The organism is Salinispora tropica CNB-440 (genome assembly GCF_000016425.1).
In the GTDB taxonomy this organism is placed as follows: Bacteria; Actinomycetota; Actinomycetes; order Mycobacteriales; family Micromonosporaceae; genus Micromonospora; species Micromonospora tropica.
On record NC_009380.1, the window covers coordinates 3,117,916 to 3,139,586 of the forward strand.

Consider the following 21,671-nt stretch of genomic DNA (forward strand, 5'->3'; position numbering starts at 1 on the left):
GGTCCGCCGACCGCCCACGGGCATCGACGGAGCTCGAATCCCGGGACGTGTGGGTCAGTCCGACCCCTGCAGTTCGTCGTCGAGAATGTCGAACAGCTCGTCCGCGGTGGCCGACGTCACGTCCCGGGGGGCCGGCTCCGCACCGGCCGCGCCGTACGTGGCGTTCCACCGGGACATCAACGCCTGGAGCCGGACGGTGATCCGGCCCCGCTCCCCCTCGTCCGGCACGGTGTCGTCCATCAACGCCTCGAACCGGGCCAGCTCGGCCTCCAACGACGGGGTGTCCGGCAGGACATCGGTCAACTCCGACCGGACGAAACGGGCCACCGCCGCCGGGCTGGGGTGGTCGTAGATGAGCGTCGCCGGCAGGCGCAGCCCGGTGGCCGCCCCGAGGCTGTTGCGGAACTCCACGGCCGCGAGAGAGTCGAAGCCAAGTTCCAAGAAGCCCCTGTCCGGGTCGATCGCGTTCGGGCGGTCATGCCCCAGCACCTCGGCGGCACGGGCGCGGACCAGCTCGATGACCGTCCGGTCGGCGTCGTCCCGCGTCAGACCGAGCAGTCGGTCGGCCAGCGACTGTTCCCCGGCCAGCGGACCGGCCGCACCGGACGCCGTCCGCCGCGCCGGAGCGGGAACCAGGCCACGGAACAGCGGCGGCACCCCCTCCGTCCGGGTCCGGATCGCGGCCAGGTCGAGCCGGACCGGCAGCGCCAGAGCGGGTCCCGCGTGGATGGTCGCGTCGAACAACGCCAAGGCGTCCCCGGTAGACAGCGCGGACACCCCGGAACGGGCCATCCGGCGCAGGTCCGCCTCGCTCAGGTGGCCGGTCATCCCGCTGCCCGGCTCGGCCCACAGGCCCCAGGCCAGCGAGGTACCGGCGAGGCCGTGCGCCCGTCGGTGCTGGGCCAGAGCGTCCAGGTAGGCGTTCGCCGCGGTATAGCTGGCCTGGCCGGCGCCGCCGAGGGTGGTCGCCGCCGACGAGAACAGCACGAACCAGCGCAGCGGCCGACACAGGGTGAGCTCGTGCAGGTAACGGGCGGCCTCCGCCTTGGGGGCCAGCACCGCCGCCGTCCGCTCGGGCGTCAACGTGGGCACCAGCCCGTCGTCGAGCACACCGGCCGCGTGGATCACCCCGACCAACGGGTGCGCGGCGGGCACCCCGTCGAGCAGGGCTGCCACCGCCGCCCGGTCGGCCAGGTCGCAGGCCGCCACCGTGACCTCCGCACCGGCCGCCGCCAGACGGGCAACCAGCTCGTCCACTCCCGGGGCCGCCGGGCCCCGCCGGCTGGCCAGCAGCAGTCGCCGTACGCCGTGGCGGGTGATTAGGTGCTCGGCGACCAGCCGGCCCAGCCCGCCGGTGCCGCCGGTGACCAGCACGGTGCCCTCCGGTTCTGGGTCGACGGGCAGTTCGCCGTCGAACACCGGCAGTGGCGCGAGCCGGGGCGCGAACAGCTCGGCCCGGCGCACCGCCAGCTGCGGCTCGGCGTCGACAGCCAGCGCCGCCCGCAGCCTGGTGGGGTCCGCCCCGTCCAGGTCGACCAGGGCCAACCGGCCCGGGTTCTCCTCCTGCGCGGCGCGGACCAAACCCACGATGGTGGCGTCCACCGGTCGGGGCACGTCCTCGCCTTCGGCGGTAGCCACCGCCCGAGTGGTCACCAGCGCCAACCGGCTGGCGGTAAACCGCTCGTCGGCGAGCCACCCCTGCACGAGGGCGAGCGCCCCGGTGGCCGCCGCCACGGTCGAGTCCGACGTGGTATGCCAGGCAACAGCGACGGTCCGCGGCACGGCACCGGTCCGCTCGATGTCCGCTGCGAGCGCCGCGAGATCCGGGTGACAGGGCACCCCGAGGCCGAGGTCGTCGTCGCCGAGGACCACCGTCGCGTCGTTCGTGGTGGTCGCCGGGGCCGGCACCGGAGCCCAGGTCACCTGGTACAGCGACGAGCGGTGGCCGGTCCGCGCCCCGGCAAGCTGGTCGGCGGCCAGCGGCCGGACCACCAGCGAGGCCACCGAGGCGACCGGTACGCCAGCGGTGTCGGTCAGCGCGAAGGCGAACTCCTCCGGCCCGGTCCGCCACGAGCGCACCCGTAGCGCCACCGCCCCGGTGGCGTTCAGGGCGACACCCCGCCAGGCGAACGGCAGCCGGAGCAGGTCGTCGTCGCCCGGGTCCGTCCCGGTCAGGTCGAGGGTGTGCAGCACCGCGTCGAACAGCGCCGGGTGCAGACCGAACCGCTCAGCCGAGGACCAGACGTCCTCCGGGAGCGCCACCTCGGCGTACACCTCGTCATCCCGACGCCAGGCGGCCCGCAGCCCCTGGAACAGCGGGCCGTAGTGGTAGCCGGAGTCGGCGAGCCGGTCGTAGCGCCCGTCGAGATCGACCGGGGTGGCGCCAGCCGGTGGCCAGGCACCGCCGGTCGGCGCGTCGGGGACGGTGCCGGCCGCCGGGGCGAGCACACCGGTGGCGTGCCGGGTCCACCCCTGCACGTGCTCCTCCGGCCGGGAGTGCACGGTGACCGGGCAGCGCCCCGCCTCGTCGGGTGCCCCGACCACCACCTGGAGGTCCACACCGCCCTGCGCGGGGACGATCAGCGGGGCCTCCAGTGTCAGCTCCTCCACCAGGCCGCAGCCGACCTGGTCACCGGCGCGGACGGCCAGCTCGATGAACGCCGTGCCGGGCAGCAGTACCGTCCCGGCGAGGGCGTGTTCGGCCAGCCACGGGTGGGTTCGCAGCGACAGCCGACCGGTCAGCACTGTGCCGTCGGCACCGGCCAGCCCGACGACCGCGCCGAGCAACGGGTGGGCGGCGGGGCGCAGGCCGAGGCCGGGCACGTCGCCCCCGCTGCCCGCCGGAGCGTCGAGCCAGAGCCGACGACGCTGGAAGGGGTACGTCGGCAGGTCGGTGACCCGGCCGCCGGTGGGCGCGAACCAGGCCCGCCAGTCGACCGGGACGCCCCGGGTGTGCAGCGTGGCGACGGCGGTCAACACGGTCGCCGCCTCCTCCCGGCCACCGCGCAGCACCGGCACCAGGGTGACGTCCTCAATGTCGGTGGCGCAGTCTCGACCCATCGCGGTGAGCACGGCGTCCGGCCCGACCTCCAGGAACGTGGTGACGCCGGCGGCCTGCAGGGTGGCGATGCCGTCGCTGAACCGGACCGCCTCCCGCACATGCCGCACCCAGTATTCGGGGGTGCGGATCTCGTCGGGGTCCGCGAGCCGACCAGTCAGGTTGGACACCACCGGCACCCTCGGCGGGGCGAAGGTCAGGCCGGCCACGATTCCGTGGAACTCTGCCAGCATCGGCTCCATGTGCGGCGAGTGGAACGCGTGGCTGACCCGCAGCCGTTTGGTCCGGCGTCCCCGCGCCCGCCAGCTGTCGGCGATCGCGCCGACGGCGTCGTCATCGCCGGAGATGACCACCGAGAGCGGGCCGTTGACCGCTGCGATGCCCAGCTCCGCTTCCCGGCCGACCAGTTCCGGGCGTACCTCCACCTCGGACGCCTCGACGGCCACCATCGCGCCATCCTCGCGCATGCCCTGCATGAGCCGGCCCCGCGCGGTGACCAGGGTGGCAGCGTCGGGCAACGACAGCACACCGGCGACGTGGGCGGCGGTGATCTCGCCGATGGAGTGCCCGCCGACCAGGTCGGGCCGGATGCCCCACGAGTCGAGCAGGCGGAACAGCGCCACCTCGATGGCGAAGAGCGCGCTCTGGCTGTAGACGGTCTGGTCGAGCAGCGCGGCGTCGGCGACGTCCGGTTCGGTGTAGAGCACCTCCCGCAACGGCCGATCGAGCTTCGCGTCCAGGTGTCCGCAGACCTCGGCGAACGTTTCCGCGAAGGCCGGGTACGCCGCGGCCAACTCACGGCCCATGCCGAGGCGCTGGGCGCCCTGTCCGGTGAAGAGCATGGCCAACTTGCCGGTGGACGGGGAGCCCTGCACCAGTTCGGCCACGTCGGTTCCCTCGGCGACGGCGCGCAGGGCGCGGATCGCGTCGTCCCCGGCCGCGGCGACCACGACGGCCCGGCGTTCCCACGCCGTGCGGGTGGTGGCCAGCGAGTAGGCCACGTTGAGGGTGGCCCCGGTGCCGGCGGCCAGGTCGGCCTGGGCGCGCAGCGCCTCGTCGGTTCGGGCCGACATCACCCAGGGCAGGATCTCTGGCTCGAGGACGTCAGCCGACGGCGCCTCGACCGACAACGCCGCGACCGGGAGCGCCTCGGCCGACGGCGTCTCGACCGGGGGTGCCGCGATCGGGGGTGCCGCGATCGGGGGTGCCTGTTCGATGATGACGTGGGCGTTGGTGCCACTGATCCCGAACGACGAGACACCCCCACGGCGAGGCCGGTCCAACACCGGCCACCGCTGCGCCTCACTCAACAACCGCACCTCCCCCGCCGACCAGTCGATCTGCGGAGACGGCTCGTCAACGTGCAGGGTCCGCGGCAACACGTCGTTACGCATCGCCAACACCATCTTGATCACCCCGGCGACACCAGCCGCGCCCTGCGTGTGACCGATGTTCGACTTGATCGACCCCAACCACAACGGCCGCTCCTCGGGCCGGTCCTGGCCATAGGTAGCAATGATCGCCTGGGCCTCGATGGGGTCACCGAGGGTGGTGCCCGTACCGTGCGCCTCCACCAGGTCGACCTGGTCGGGGCGGACGTTGGCAGCGGCCAGAGCCTGCCGGATGACCCGCTGCTGAGACGGGCCGTTCGGCGCCGTCAACCCGTTGGACGCACCGTCCTGGTTGATCGCCGAGCCACGGACCACCGCGAGCACCTGGTGACCGTGACGCTCAGCGTCAGAGAGCCGTTCCAGCAGCAGCATGCCCGCACCCTCGGACATCGCCGTGCCATCGGCCCCGGCCGCGAACGACTTGCACCGGTTGTCGGCGGCAAGCCCCCTCTGAAGGCTGAACTCGACAAAGGTATCCGGCGTCGACATCACCGTGACACCACCGGCCAGAGCAAGGGAACACTCCCCGGACCGCAGGGCCTGCACCGCCAGATGGATCGCCACCAACGACGACGAGCAGGCGGTATCGACACTGACCGCCGGACCCTCCAGACCGAGGGTGTACGAGACACGACCAGAGGCGACGCTGGCCATGCTGCCGTTACCCAGATAACCGGCCAACTCCTCGGGGACCTCCGGCAACCGGCTGGCGTAGTCGTGATACATCACCCCGGTGAACACCCCGGTGGGACTGCCACGCAGCGAGGTCGGATCGATCCCGGCCCGCTCCAACGCCTCCCACGAGGTCTCCAGCAGCAACCGCTGCTGCGGGTCCATCGCGATCGCCTCACGCGGGCTGATCCCGAAGAAATCCGGGTCGAAGTCGGCCGCGTCGTAGAGGAAACCACCCTCCATCGAATACGTCTTCCCGGGCTTACCAGGCTCCGGGTCATACATACCGACCAAGTCCCAACCACGGTCAGTGGGAAACCCGGAGACCGCGTCGACGCCACCCTCCAACAGCTCCCACAAGTCCTCCGGACTGCGTACCCCGCCGGGGAAACGACAGCCCATCGCGACGATCGCGACGGGCTCATCCTCCATCGGACGGAGCACACCGGTCGGCTGCGTGTCAGCGGGGACACCGAGGATGGCGCGGTGCAGGTACCCGGCGAGTGCGGTGGGGTTCGGGTAGTCGAACACCAGGGTCGCCGGCAGCCGCAGCCCGGTGCCGGCGTTGAGCCCGTTACGCAACTCCACAGCCGCCAACGAATCGAAACCGAGTTCCTTGAACGCCCGAGCCGGTTCCACGGTCGTGACACTGTCGTGCCCAAGAACCGCCGCGACAGCAGCCCGGACCAGATCAAGCAGCATCCGATGCTGCTCCTCGGCACCGAGAGCGACAAGCTGCCGATGAAGGGCAGACCCACCGACCGGAGCCGCACCACCACCCGCCGCCCGACGGACCGGCAGTCGTACCAGACCACGGAAAAGCGCCGGCATCTGCTGACCCTGCGCACGCAGCGCAGCAGTGTCCAACCGGACAGGCACCAACACCGGCTCATCGGACCCGACCGCAGCATCGAACAACGCCAGACCCTGCTCCGACCCGAGCGGCAGGACCCCGGAACGGGCCATCCGAGCCACGTCAGCCTCACCCAAATGCGCCGTCATCCCACTACGCTGCTCCCAAAACCCCCAAGCCAACGACACCGCCGGCAGACCAAGAGCCCGCCGATACCCGGCCAACGCATCCACAAAAACATTCGCCGCGGCATAGTTACCCTGACCAGAACCATCCACCACTCCCGCGGCAGAGGAAAACAAAACAAACGCCGACAACTCCCGATCACGGGTCAACTCATGCAGATGCCACGCCGGCGTCGCCTTGGCCCGCCACACCCCGTCGAACTGCCCATCAGTCAAAGCAGCGACGGTACCGTCATCCAACACACCAGCGGTATGCACCACAGCAGTCAACTCAGAAATACCATCCAACAAAGCAGCAACAGCACTCCGATCAGCCACATCACACGCAACCACCTCAACCACCGCACCAAGCCCGATCAACTCGTCACGCAACTCCACCGCACCCGGCGCGGCCAGGCCACGCCGAGAGGCCAACACCAACTCCCGAACACCATGCCCAACCACCAAATGCCGAGCCACCAACGCACCCAACACACCAGTACCACCAGTAACCAACACCGTGCCCCCGGCCCGCCACACACCACCCCCCACCACACGAGCCAACCGCGGCACCCGCACCTGCCCACCCCGCAACGACAACTCCGGCTCCCCAGTACCCACCGCCGCCAGAACCTCCTCCACCGGAGTCCCCGGATCCGCATCAACCAACACGAACTGACCCGGATTCTCCGCCTGAGCAGCACGCACCAGACCCCACACCGGGGCATAAACCAGATCGGTACCACCATCAACAGCACCGTCGGTGAGGATGACCAGCCGTGACTCAGCCAGCCGGGGGTCGGCCAGCCAGGACTGAAGCAGCGCGAGCGTCGCCCCGACGGCAGTCCGCGCGGCCGACTCGGTGTCGACGGCGGGCCCGTCGCCCGGGTCCGGGGTGGCAGCCGGGTGCACGTCGGTGAGGCGGGCGACGACCAGCTCCGGTACGTCGTCGGCGAGGTCGTCAAGGTAGGCCCAGGAGGTGGCCGGGGCGGCGGCCACCGACACGGCGGTCCAGTCGACGCGGTAGAGATCACCGTCGGTCGGTACGGCGGTGCTGAGCTGGACCGGACGGGACACCAGCGAACCAACGACGGCAACCGGGGTCCCCTCGGGATCAGCCAGGTGCAGGGTGACGGCCTCCGGCCCACTCGCAGTGATCTTCACCCGCAGAGCAGTGGCACCGGCGGCATGCAACGTGACATCGGTCCACACGAACGGCAGGTACGGCGGACGATCCGCCGACACCGGCTCACCGATCCCAACAGCCTGCAACGCCGCATCCAACAACGCCGGATGCAAACCGAACCGACCCGCGTCCCCATACGCCTCCTGCGGAAGGGCAACCTCCGCATACACCACCTCACCGACCCGCCACGCGGCCTGCACACCCTGAAACACCGGACCATACTCATAACCCTGGGCCACCAGATCGTCATACAACCCCACCGTCGACACCGGCACCGCCCCCGGCGGCGGCCACACGGCCAGGTCGAAGCCGGGATCGATGACCTCGGCGGAAAGGATGCCGGTGGCGTGCTGGACCCAACTGTCAGCGTGCTCGGGCCGGGCGTGCACGGTGACCGGACGGCGGCCGGCGTCATCGAGGGCACCGAGCAGAAGCTGCACCTGGACGGCACCCCGCTCAGGCAGGAGCAACGGGGCGTGCAGCGTCAACTCCTCCACATGACCACAGCCAACATGGTCACCAGCGTGCAGAATGAGCTCGACGAAACCGGCACCGGGCAACAGCACAGTGCCCGAAACGGCATGGTCGGCCAACCACGGATGAGCATCCAGCGACAACCGGCCGGTAAACAGCACCTCACCAGACTCCGCCATGGTGACAGCCGCCCCCCACAACGGGTGTCCGGCGGAGCCGAGACCGGCGGAGGTGAGGTCAGCGGTACCACCGGTCGCATTGATCCAGTAGCGCCGGCGTTGGAACGGGTACGTAGGCAACAGCACCTCACCACGCGGCCGGGCCGGCAACGCCGACGACCAGTCCACCCGAACCCCCCGCACAAACGCCTCACCCACCGAGATGAGCCACCGACGCCACCCACCCTCACCCCGACGCAACGAACCCACCACCGCGACCTCAGCACCCACAACCGCAGCAGTCTCCTCAATACCCATCGTCAACACCGGATGCGCACTGCACTCCAGGAACACCCGCATCCCCGCCCCGAGCAACACCCGGGTCGCCTCCTCGAACCGCACCCTCCGCCGCAAATTCGCAAACCAGTAACCGGCATCCAACCCAACGGTGTCCACCACACCCCCGGTCACCGTCGAATAGAACGGCACACTCGACGACCGAGGCACCACCCCCGCCAACACCTCCAACAACCGCTGCTCAATCAACTCCACCTGCGCCGAATGCGACGCATAATCCACGTCCACCCGCCTGGCCCGCACATCCTCGGCGCTCAACGTCGCGATCAGATCGTCCACCGCATCCCGATCACCCGACACCACCACCGACGACGCACCATTGACCGTCGCCACCGACAACCGACCGTCATACGCACCCAGACGATCAAGCACCTGACGCTCCGACAGACCCACCGAGGCCATCCCACCCCGACCCGCCAAAACCTCCGCGATCACCGAACTACGCAACGCCACCACCAACGCACCATCACGCAACGACAGACCACCCGCCACCACCGCAGCCGCGATCTCACCCTGCGAATGACCAACCACCGCATCCGGCTCCACACCAAACGAACGCCACAACCCCGCAAGCGACACCATCACCGCCCACAGAACCGGCTGCACCACATCCACCCGGTCCAGCGACGGCGCGCCCTCCACACCACGCAACACGTCAACCAGCCGCCACGACACAAACTCATCCAACGCCGCAGCACACTCACCCATCCGCTCCGCGAACACCGGCGACGAATCCAACAACTCCACCGCCATGCCCAACCACTGCGACCCCTGCCCCGGAAAAACAAAGACAGTGCCGCCCTGAAGCACGCCGGGGGCGGTCCCGCCCTCAGTGAGCGTGCGGGCTGCGGCGACGAAGTCCGCCCGGTCGCCGACGACGACCGCCCGCCGCTCCAGCAGGGCACGCCCAGTCGCCAACGCGTACGCCAGGTCGCCGGCCCGTTCGGTGCCGACCTCGGCGACGGCGGCCACACGCCCGGCCTGGGCGCGCAGCGCCTCGTCGGTTCGGGCCGACAGCACCCAGGGCAGGATCTCCGGCTCGAGGACGTCAGCCGACGGCGCCTCGACCGACAACGCCGCGACCGGGAGCGCCTCGGCCGACGGCGTCTCGACCGGGGGTGCCGCGATCGGGGGTGCCGCGATCGGGGGTGCCGCGATCGGGAGTGCCTGTTCGATGATGACGTGGGCGTTGGTGCCACTGATCCCGAACGACGAGACACCCCCACGGCGAGGCCGGTCCAACACCGGCCACCGCTGCGCCTCACTCAACAACCGCACCTCCCCCGCCGACCAGTCGATCTGCGGAGACGGCTCGTCAACGTGCAGGGTCCGCGGCAACACGTCGTTACGCATCGCCAACACCATCTTGATCACCCCGGCGACACCAGCCGCGCCCTGCGTGTGACCGATGTTCGACTTGATCGACCCCAACCACAACGGCCGCTCCCCCGACCGACCCTGTCCATACGTGGCCAACAACGCCTGCGCCTCGATCGGATCACCCAACGCCGTACCCGTACCGTGCGCCTCCACCGCATCCACCTCGCTCGCCGGAACACCACCCGCCGACGCAAGAGCCTGCCGGATGACCCGCTGCTGAGACGGGCCGTTCGGCGCCGTCAACCCGTTGGACGCACCGTCCTGGTTGATCGCCGAGCCACGGACCACCGCGAGCACCTGGTGACCGTGACGCTCAGCGTCAGAGAGCCGTTCCAGCAGCAGCATGCCCGCACCCTCGGACATCGCCGTGCCATCGGCCCCGGCCGCGAACGACTTGCACCGGTTGTCGGCGGCAAGCCCCCTCTGAAGGCTGAACTCGACAAAGGTATCCGGCGTCGACATCACCGTGACACCACCGGCCAGAGCAAGGGAACACTCCCCGGACCGCAGGGCCTGCACCGCCAGATGGATCGCCACCAACGACGACGAGCAGGCGGTATCGACACTGACCGCCGGACCCTCCAGACCGAGGGTGTAGGAGACACGACCAGAGGCGACGCTGGCCATGCTGCCGTTACCCAGATAACCGGCCAACTCCTCGGGGACCTCCGGCAACCGGCTGGCGTAGTCGTGATACATCACCCCGGTGAACACCCCGGTGGGACTGCCACGCAGCGAGGTCGGATCGATCCCGGCCCGCTCCAACGCCTCCCACGAGGTCTCCAGCAGCAACCGCTGCTGCGGGTCCATCGCGATCGCCTCACGCGGGCTGATCCCGAAGAAATCCGGGTCGAAGTCGGCCGCGTCGTAGAGGAAACCACCCTCCATCGAATACGTCTTCCCGGGCTTACCAGGCTCCGGGTCATACATACCGACCAAGTCCCAACCACGGTCAGTGGGAAACGGCGAGATGGCGTCCGTGCCGTCGGCGAGCAGTCGCCACAGGTCCTCCGGGGTGGCCACCCCACCCGGGAAACGGCAACTCATCGCGACGATCGCGATCGGCTCGTCGTCGGCGACCGGGATGGCCACGGTGGGGGTGGTGGGAGTGGCCGCGCCGAGGATCCGACTATGGAGGTAGTCGGCGAGTGCGGTGGGGTTCGGGTAGTCGAACACCAGGGTCGCCGGCAGCCGCAGCCCGGTGCCGGCGTTGAGCCCGTTACGCAACTCCACAGCCGCCAACGAATCGAAACCGAGTTCCTTGAACGCCCGAGCCGGTTCCACGGTCGTGACACTGTCGTGCCCAAGAACCGCCGCGACAGCAGCCCGGACCAGATCAAGCAGCATCCGATGCTGCTCCTCGGCACCGAGAGCGACAAGCTGCCGATGAAGGGCAGACCCACCGACCGGAGCCGCACCACCACCCGCCGCCCGACGGACCGGCAGTCGTACCAGACCACGGAAAAGCGCCGGCATCTGCTGACCCTGCGCACGCAGCGCAGCAGTGTCCAACCGGACAGGCACCAACACCGGCTCATCGGACCCGACCGCAGCATCGAACAACGCCAGACCCTGCTCCGACCCGAGCGGCAGGACCCCGGAACGGGCCATCCGAGCCACGTCAGCCTCACCCAAATGCGCCGTCATCCCACTACGCTGCTCCCAAAACCCCCAAGCCAACGACACCGCCGGCAGACCAAGAGCCCGCCGATACCCGGCCAACGCATCCACAAAAACATTCGCCGCGGCATAGTTACCCTGACCAGAACCATCCACCACTCCCGCGGCAGAGGAAAACAAAACAAACGCCGACAACTCCCGATCACGGGTCAACTCATGCAGATGCCACGCCGGCGTCGCCTTGGCCCGCCACACCCCGTCGAACTGCCCATCAGTCAAAGCAGCGACGGTACCGTCATCCAACACACCAGCGGTATGCACCACAGCAGTCAACTCAGAAATACCATCCAACAAAGCAGCAACAGCACTCCGATCAGCCACATCACACGCAACCACCTCAACCACCGCACCAAGCCCGATCAACTCGTCACGCAACTCCACCGCACCCGGCGCGGCCAGGCCACGCCGAGAGGCCAACACCAACTCCCGAACACCATGCCCAACCACCAAATGCCGAGCCACCAACGCACCCAACACACCAGTACCACCAGTAACCAACACCGTGCCCCCGGCCCGCCACACACCACCCCCCACCACACGAGCCAACCGCGGCACCCGCACCTGCCCACCCCGCAACGACAACTCCGGCTCCCCAGTACCCACCGCCGCCAGAACCTCCTCCACCGGAGTCCCCGGATCCGCATCAACCAACACGAACTGACCCGGATTCTCCGCCTGAGCAGCACGCACCAGACCCCACACCGGGGCATAAACCAGATCGGTACCACCATCAACAGCACCGTCGGTGATCACCACCAGCCGAGCGGCGGCCTGGGCCGGATCGGCCAGCCAGGACTGGAGAATGGCTAGGGTCTGCCCCGCCACCGTACGGGCGGCGGTGGCCGGGTCGGTGGCGTCGCCGGCCCGGGTGAGCGGGGCGAGCACGACATCGGGTACGCCGAGGCCGAGCCCCTCCAGGTAACCCCACGACTCAGGAGCGGTGCCGGTGGGAACGGCGGTCCAGTCGACGCGGTAGAGATCACCGTCGGTCGGTACGGCGGTGCTGAGCTGGACCGGACGGGACACCAGCGAACCAACGACGGCAACCGGGGTCCCCTCGGGATCAGCCAGGTGCAGGGTGACGGCCTCCGGCCCACTCGCAGTGATCTTCACCCGCAGAGCAGTGGCACCGGCGGCATGCAACGTGACATCGGTCCACACGAACGGCAGGTACGGCGGACGATCCGCCGACACCGGCTCACCGATCCCAACAGCCTGCAACGCCGCATCCAACAACGCCGGATGCAAACCGAACCGACCCGCGTCCCCATACGCCTCCTGCGGAAGGGCAACCTCCGCATACACCACCTCACCGACCCGCCACGCGGCCTGCACACCCTGAAACACCGGACCATACTCATAACCCTGGGCCACCAGATCGTCATACAACCCCACCGTCGACACCGGCACCGCCCCCGGCGGCGGCCACACGGCCAGGTCGAAATCGGCGGCGGTCGGTGTGTCGGTGAGCACGGCGGTGGCATGCCGGGTCCACGGCAGGTCCGGGTCGGCGTGCTCGGGCCGGGCGTGCACGGTGACCGGACGGCGGCCGGCGTCATCGAGGGCACCGAGCAGAAGCTGCACCTGGACGGCACCCCGCTCGGGCAGGAGCAACGGGGCGTGCAGCGTCAACTCCTCCACATGACCACAGCCAACATGGTCACCAGCGTGCAGAATGAGCTCGACGAAACCGGCACCGGGCAACAGCACAGTGCCCGAAACGGCATGGTCGGCCAACCACGGATGAGCATCCAGCGACAACCGGCCAGTAAACAGCACCTCACCAGACTCCGCCAGGTTGACAGCCGCCCCCCACAACGGATGACCTGCCGCCCCGAGGCCCACCGACGCCACGTCGGTCGCCCCGGTGGTCGCATTGATCCAGTAGCGCCGGCGTTGGAACGGGTACGTAGGCAACAGCACCTCACCACGCGGCCGGGCCGGCAACGCCGACGACCAGTCCACCCGAACCCCCCGCACAAACGCCTCACCCACCGAGATGAGCCACCGACGCCACCCACCCTCACCCCGACGCAACGAACCCACCACCGCGACCTCAGCACCCACAACCGCAGCAGTCTCCTCAATACCCATCGTCAACACCGGATGCGCACTGCACTCCAGGAACACCCGCATCCCCGCCCCGAGCAACACCCGGGTCGCCTCCTCGAACCGCACCCTCCGCCGCAAATTCGCAAACCAGTAACCGGCATCCAACCCAACGGTGTCCACCACACCCCCGGTCACCGTCGAATAGAACGGCACACTCGACGACCGAGGCACCACCCCCGCCAACACCTCCAACAACCGCTGCTCAATCAACTCCACCTGCGCCGAATGCGACGCATAGTCGATGTTCACCCGCCTGGCCCGCACATCCTCGGCGCTCAACGTCGCGATCAGATCGTCCACCGCATCCCGATCACCCGTCACCACCACCGACGACGCACCATTGACCGTCGCCACCGACAACCGACCGTCATACGCACCCAGACGATCAAGCACCTGACGCTCCGACAGACCCACCGAGGCCATCCCACCCCGACCCGCCAAAACCTCCGCGATCACCGAACTACGCAACGCCACCACCAACGCACCATCACGCAACGACAGACCACCCGCCACCACCGCAGCCGCGATCTCACCCTGCGAATGACCAACCACCGCATCCGGCTCCACACCAAACGAACGCCACAACCCCGCAAGCGACACCATCACCGCCCACAGAACCGGCTGCACCACATCCTCCCGGTCCAGCGACGGCGCGCCCTCCACACCACGCAACACGTCAACCAGCCGCCACGACACAAACTCATCCAACGCCGCAGCACACTCACCCATCCGCTCCGCGAACACCGGCGACGAATCCAACAACTCCACCGCCATGCCCAACCACTGCGACCCCTGCCCCGGAAAAACAAAGACAGTGCCGGAGCCGCCGTGCAGCGGAGTGGGAACCGGTGCGCCCGCGACCAGGGCGTCCGCGCCGGCCAGGAGGTCGGTGGCGTCGCCGACGACGACCGCCCGCCGCTCCAGCGCCGCCCGCCCCTTCGCCAGGACGTACGCGAATTCGCCGTGGTCGGCGGTGGCGGCGGCGACGGTCGCACGAACCTGGCCGGCCTGGGCGCGCAGCGCCTCGTCGGTTCGGGCCGACAGCACCCAGGGCAGGATCTCCGGCTCGAGGACGTCAGCCGACGGCGCCTCGACCGACAACGCCGCGACCGGGAGCGCCTCGGCCGACGGCGTCTCGACCGGGGGTGCCGCGATCGGGGGTGCCGCGATCGGGGGTGCCGCGATCGGGAGTGCCTGTTCGATGATGACGTGGGCGTTGGTGCCACTGATCCCGAACGACGAGACACCCCCACGGCGAGGCCGGTCCAACACCGGCCACCGCTGCGCCTCACTCAACAACCGCACCTCCCCCGCCGACCAGTCGATCTGCGGAGACGGCTCGTCAACGTGCAGGGTCCGCGGCAACACGTCGTTACGCATCGCCAACACCATCTTGATCACCCCGGCGACACCAGCCGCGCCCTGCGTGTGACCGATGTTCGACTTGATCGACCCCAACCACAACGGCCGCTCCTCGGGCCGGTCCTGGCCATAGGTAGCAATGATCGCCTGGGCCTCGATGGGGTCACCGAGGGTGGTGCCCGTACCGTGCGCCTCCACCAGGTCGACCTGGTCGGGGCGGACGTTGGCAGCGGCCAGAGCCTGCCGGATGACCCGCTGCTGAGACGGGCCGTTCGGCGCCGTCAACCCGTTGGACGCACCGTCCTGGTTGATCGCCGAGCCACGGACCACCGCGAGCACCTGGTGACCGTGACGCTCAGCGTCAGAGAGCCGTTCCAGCAGCAGCATGCCCGCACCCTCCCCCCAGCCGGTACCGTCGGCCCCGGCCGCGAACGACTTGGAGCGGCCGTCCCTGGCCAGGCCCCGCTGCCGGCTGAAGTCGATGAAGGTGTCAGGGGTGGACATGACCGTCACGCCGCCGGCCAGCGCGAGGGAGCACTCTCCCGCCCGTAGCGCCTGCACCGCCAGGTGGATCGCCACCAGCGACGACGAGCACGCCGTGTCGATCGACATCGTGGGCCCCTCCAGCCCGAGGGTGTACGCCACCCGGCCGGAGACGATGCTGGCCAGGCTGCCGTTGCCCAGGTAACCGGCCAACTCGTCGGGCGTCTGGTGCAGCCGCAACGCGTAGTCGTGGTACATGACGCCGGCGAAAACGCCGGTGGGACTGCCACGCAGCGAGGTCGGGTCGATCCCGGCCCGTTCCAGCACCTCCCACGAGGTCTCCAGCAGCAACCGCTGCTGCGGGTCCATCGCGATCGCCTCACGCGGGCTGATCCCGAAAAAGTCCGCATCGAAGTCGGCCGCGTCGTAGAGGAAACCACCCTCCATCGAATACGTCTTCCCGGGCTTACCAGGCTCCGGGTCATACATACCGACCAAGTCCCAACCACGGTCAGTGGGAAACCCGGAGACCGCGTCGACGCCACCCTCCAACAGCTCCCACAAGTCCTCCGGACTGCGTACCCCGCCGGGGAAACGACAGCCCATCGCGACGATCGCGATCGGCTCCTGGGTGAAGGAGGCCGGCGCCGGCTCCGGCGCCGCCACCTCCGCACCGATGCCCAGCACGGTGGAGACCACGAACTCGGCGAGCGCCGCCGGGGTCGGATAGTCGAACACCAGGGTCGCCGGCAGCCGCAGCCCGGTGGCGGCGTTGAGCCGATTACGCAGCTCCACGGCCGCCAGCGAGTCGAAGCCCACCTCGTTGAAGGCGCGGCGCGGCTCGATCGCCGCTGACCCGTCGTGGCCGAGCACGGCAGCGACGTGGACGCGGATCAGGTCGACGGTGACCCGGTCCCGCTCGGCCGGGGTGAGCGCAGCGAGCTTCCGGGCCCAGCCCTGCGCGGCGTCCGCCGGTCCGGCCGCCTGCGCGGCCCGCCTGGCCGGCAGCGGCACCAGGCCACGCAACAGCGCCGGTACGCCGTCCGGGCGATGGCGCAGCGTGGCCAGGTCGACCTGAATCGGTGCCAGGACCGGCTCGTCGACGCCGAGCGCCGCGTCGAGCAGGGCCAGATTCTCCGCCGGGGCGAGGCCAGGCATGCCGGAGCGGTCGATGCGCTGCAGCGCGGCGGCGTCCAGCATGCCGCCCATCCCGCGGTCGCCGGTCCAGAGGCCCCAGGTGAGAGCGACGGCGGGCCGGCCCGCGGCCCGGCGGGCGGTGGCCAGCGCGTTCAGGGTCGCGTTCGCGGCGGCGTAGTTGCCCTGGCCAGCACAGTCCAGCAGGCTGGCCAGGGACGAGAAGAGCACGAACACCGACAGGTCCGCGTCGCGGGTCAGCTCGTCGAGGTTGACCGCGCCGTCCAGCTTGGCCTTCAGCACCGCGTCGAGCCGGTCCGGACTGAGCGAGCCGATCACCCCGTCGTCGACGATGCCGGCGGCATGCACCACCGCCCGCAGCGGTCGGTCGTCCGGGACGGCGGCGAGCAACGCGGCCAGCGCGTCGGCGTTGGCCGCGTCGCAGGCGGCCACCTCGACAGACGCGCCAGCCGCCGCCAGCTCCGCGCGCAACTCCGCGACGCCGGCCGCCGCCGGGCCGCTGCGGCTGGTCAGCAGCAGATGGCGTACCCCGTGGGTGCTGACCAGATGACGGGCGACGTGCGCGCCGAGGCCACCGGTGCCACCGGTGACCAGCACCGTGCCGTCGGTGGGCCAGCGGGCGCCGCCGTCGGCGTCGTCGGCTCCAGCGACGGTGGCGACCCGGGCCAGCCGAGGCACACTGATCTCGCCGTCGCGCAGCCGCAGCTCCGGCTCACCGGTGGCCAGGGCGGTGGCCAGCAGCGAGGACGGGACGTCGGTGAGCCGGACGGTGACGAACCGGTCCGGGTTCTCCGTCTGCGCAGCCCGGACCAGGCCCCACACCGCCTCGGTAGCGAGGTCGTCAATCCGGCTGACGAAGACCAGCCGGGTGCCGGCCAACCGCGCATCGCTCAGCCACTGCTGGAGGGTGGCCAGCGCGTCGGCGGTGGCGGCCCGGACGTCACCCGCCCGGACACCGGCGAACGTCCACTCGGGGGCGGTGGCGCCGGCGTCGATCGCCGCACCCAGCGCGGCGGCGTCCGGGTAGCGGGGCGCCGCGTCGATCCGCTCGTCGCCGAGCACGCACCAGCGAGGGGTGCCCGACGGTGCGGGCCGGTGGCCCAGCTTCGTCCACTCCAGCCGGAACAGCCGCTCGTGATAGCCACCCCGAGCGGCGGTGAGCTGGGCGGTGGAGACCGGCCGGGAGACGAAGGAACGCACCGAGGCCACCGGTGCGCCGGTGGGATCGGCGAGGGTCACCGACACGCTGTCCCCGGCGGCGGGGGCGACCCGCACCCGCACCTCGGCGGCGCCGACCGCGTGCAGCGTGACGTCGTTCCAGGCGAACGGAATGCGCACCTCGTCCTCGGCGGGTTCGCCGCGGCGGGCCGCGTCGATGGCGTGCAGGGCGGCGTCCAGCACCGCCGGGTGCAGGCCGAAGTGAGCGGCGTCCGCGCGGCTGTCGGCGGGGAGCGCGACCTCGGCATACACCTCGGCACCGCGCTGCCAGACGGCCTTGAGGCCCTGGAAGACCGGGCCGTAGCCGTAGCCCTGGCCGGCCAGCTCTGGATAGATGTCGGTCAGGTCGACCGGCTGGGCGCCCCGGGGCGGCCACTCGGTGAGCGGCGTCCCGGAATCGGCGGCCTCTGGAGCGAGGAAACCACTGACGTGCCGGGTCCAGAGCTGGTCGCCCGGCTCGTCGGGGCGAGAGTAGACGGCCAGCGGGCAGCGTCCCGTCGGGTCGGCGGCGCTGACCACCACCTGGAGGGCGACCCCTTGTTCGTCCAGCGCCAGTGGCGCCTCCAGGGTCAGCTCCTCCACCGTGGCGCAACCGACCTGGTCCCCGGCGCGGACCGCCAGTTCCACGAAGGCGGTGCCGGGCAGCAGCGCCACCCCGGAGATGGTGTGCTCGGCCAGCCACGGGTGGCTGCGCAACGATACCCGGCCGGTGAGTACCACCCCGTCGCCGCCGGCCAGGCCGACGACCGCACTCACCAGCGGGTGGCCGGCCGCGAGCTGACCGAAGCCGGTCGCGTCGGCGCTGCCGGCACCGGAGGCCATCCAGAACCGGCGATGCTGGAACGCGTACGTGGGCAGGGCGATCCGGCGGGCACCGCGCGGGGCGAGGAGCGCTGCCCAGTCCACCGGCACACCCCGCACGTGGGCGCGGGCGACGGCGGAGACGATGTCGGTCTCCTCGTCCTGGTCGGCGCGCAGCACCGGGGCGAAGACCACGTCGTCGTCCTCGGTGAGGCAGGCCGGCCCCATCGCGGAGAGCACCCCGGCCGGTCCGAGTTCGAGGAAGGTGGCGACGCCCTCGTCGGCCATCGCCCGGATCGCGTCGGCGAAGCGGACGCAGTCGCGGACGTGCCGCACCCAGTACTCGGGGTCGCACAACTCACCGGAGAGCACCGCCTGTCCGGTCACCGTGGACACGATCGGAATCGTCGGCGGAGAGTAGCTGAGCACCTGGGTCAGCCGGCCGAACTCGGCGAGCATCGGCGCCATCAGAGGCGAGTGGAAGGCGTGGCTGACCCGCAGCCGCTTCGTCTTGTGCCCGGCGGCGGCGACGGCAGCGGCGACCTCGAGCACGGCGACCTCGTTGCCGGAGACCACCACCGAGGTCGGCCCGTTCACCGCCGCCAGGCCCACCTGCGCCTCTCGGTCGGCGAGCAGTGGGCGGACCTGCTCCTCGGTGGCCTGCACGGAGACCATCGCGCCCTCGGCGGGGAGCTGCTGCATGAGCCGGCCGCGCGCGGCGACCAGGATCGCCGCGTCCTCCAGGGAGAGCACCCCGGCCACGTGGGCGGCGGCCAACTCGCCGATCGAGTGTCCGGCGACAACGTCCGGGCGGACCCCCCACGACTCCAGCAGCCGGAACTGGGCGACCTCCACGGCGAACAGCGCGCACTGGGCGTAGGCGGTCTGGTCGAGCAGCGCCGCCTCGGCGGTGTCGGACTCGGCAAACAGCACATCGGTCAGGGGCACGTCCAGTTGCAGGTCCAGCCAGCCACAGGCGGCGTCGAACGCGGCGGCGTAGACCGGATAGGTGCGGTACAGCTCACGTCCGGCGCCGAGCCGCTGGCTGCCCTGCCCGGTGAAGAGGAACCCGAGCCCGCCACCGGCGGCCCGTCCCAGGTGTACGCCGGGGACGTCGCTGCCGTCAGCGAGCGCGGCCAGATCATGCAGGGTGGTCACCCGGTCCTGGGAGACCAGGACCGCACGATCCTCCAACGCGGTCCGGGTGGTGGCCAGCGAGTACGCGGCGTCGAGCAGCGTCGGGGCGTTCTCGCCGGCGTCCACGGCAGCGAGCAGTGCGGCAGCCTGGGCGCGCAGCGCCGCCCCACCGCGGGCGGAGAGCACCACCGGCAGGACCTCACGAGACGGCTGCGGTACGACGGGGATGACGTGATCGTCGACGGGTGGGGGTTCCTCGACGATGACGTGCGCGTTGGTGCCGCTGACGCCGAACGAGGAGACCCCGGCGCGGCGCGGCCGGCCCGGATCGGTCCACTCGCGGGCCTCGGTGAGCAGTTCGACGGTGCCGGCGGACCAGTCGACATTGGGGGTGGGTGCGTCGACGTGCAGGGTTCGCGGCAGTACCCGGTGCCGCATCGCCATCAGCACCTTGATCACCCCGGCGACCCCGGCGGCGGCCTGCGAGTGACCGATGTTGGACTTGAGCGAGCCGAGCCAGAGGGGCCGGTCGGCGGGGCGTTCCCGGCCGTAGGTGGCGATGATCGCCTGCGCCTCGATCGGATCACCGAGCCGGGTGCCGGTGCCGTGTGCCTCGACCATGTCTACGTCGGTGGAGGTCAGGCCGGCGGAGGCCAGCGCCGACAGGATCACCCGCTGCTGGGACGGCCCGTTCGGGGCGGTCAGCCCGTTCGACGCACCGTCCTGGTTGGTCGCGGAACCACGGATCACTCCGAGGACGCGGTGGCCGTTGCGGCGGGCGTCGGCGAGTCGCTCCAGCACCAGGATGCCGACGCCCTCGGCCCAGCCGGTTCCGTCGGCGGCCGCCGCGAACGGCTTGCAGAGTCCGTCCGGGGCGAGGCCGCGCTGCCGGCTGAAGGCGGTGAACGCGCCTGGGTGCACCATCACCGCGACCCCGCCGGCCAGCGCGGTGGTGCACTCCCCGCGCTGCACCGCCTGACAGGCCAGATGCAAGGCGACCAGGGAACCCGAGCAGGCGGTGTCCACGGTCAGGGTGGGTCCCTCGAAGCCAAAGGTGTAGGCGAGCCGGCCCGACACGACGCTCGGCGCGTTGCCGGTGAGCAGGTAGCCGTCCAGGCCTTCCGGGGCCTCGTGCAAACGGGGGCCGTACTCCTGGGGCTCGGCGCCGATGAAGACGCCGGTCTGGCTACCATGCAGCGACGCCGTGTCGATGCCGGCGTCCTCCAGGGCCTCCCAGGCGGTCTCCAGCACCAGCCGCTGTTGGGGGTCCATCGTCATGGCCTCGCGCGGGCTGATGCCGAAGAAGTCCGCGTCGAACGCGGCCGCGTCCTCCAGGAACCCGCCCTGACGGACGTAGGTCTTGCCCGGCTTGCCCGGATCGGGATCGTATAGCCCCTCGATGTCCCAGCCCCGGTCGGTCGGGAAGTCGGAGATGACGTGCCGGCCCTCGGACACCAGCCGCCACAGGTCCTCGGCGGAGGTGCTGTGGCCAGGGTAGCGACAGCCGATGCCGACCACAGCGATCGGCTCGTCGTCGGGCCGGCGCAGCGGCGCGGCGGCCGGGGCGGGGGCGGCGTCGCCGCCGAGTAGCGTCCGCAGCAGCCGCCCGACCGCCTGCGGCGTCGGATGGTCGAAGATCAGGGTGACCGGAAGGTCGAGGCCGGTGGCGGCGATGAGGCGACGGTGCAGCTCGACTGCGGCGAGCGAGTCGAAGCCCAGATCGCGGAAGGGCCGGCCCGGCTCGACGGCCTCCGGACCGTCCGGCAGCACGGTCCGCAGCACGTCGCGGGCCTGCTCCCGGACCAGAGCGATGAGCGCCCGGTCCTGCTCCTCGGCCGTGCGGCCCTCCAGTCGCCGCCGCAGCGCCGACAGCGCGCCGAGCTCGGCACTGGTGGGATTCGCGGACTCGCTCATGGCACGCTCCACTAGGTCTCCGGGTTCGGCGCCCGGGTCGGTGTGTCGGCTTCGGCGCCCGGTCACGGCGAGGCCGCCGGGACCGGTAGGGGGACCGGTCGCGGCGGCCTCGCGGC

General features: G+C 70.7%; 1 protein-coding gene. It reads right to left on the minus strand.

What is annotated here, in order from left to right:
- Positions 1–54: 54 nt before the first annotated feature.
- Positions 55–21,555, minus strand: a complete 21,501-nt coding sequence (locus tag STROP_RS13900) for a type I polyketide synthase (RefSeq protein WP_148217347.1) — start codon at positions 21,553–21,555, stop codon at positions 55–57.
- Between the last annotated feature and the right edge of the window lie 116 nt (positions 21,556–21,671).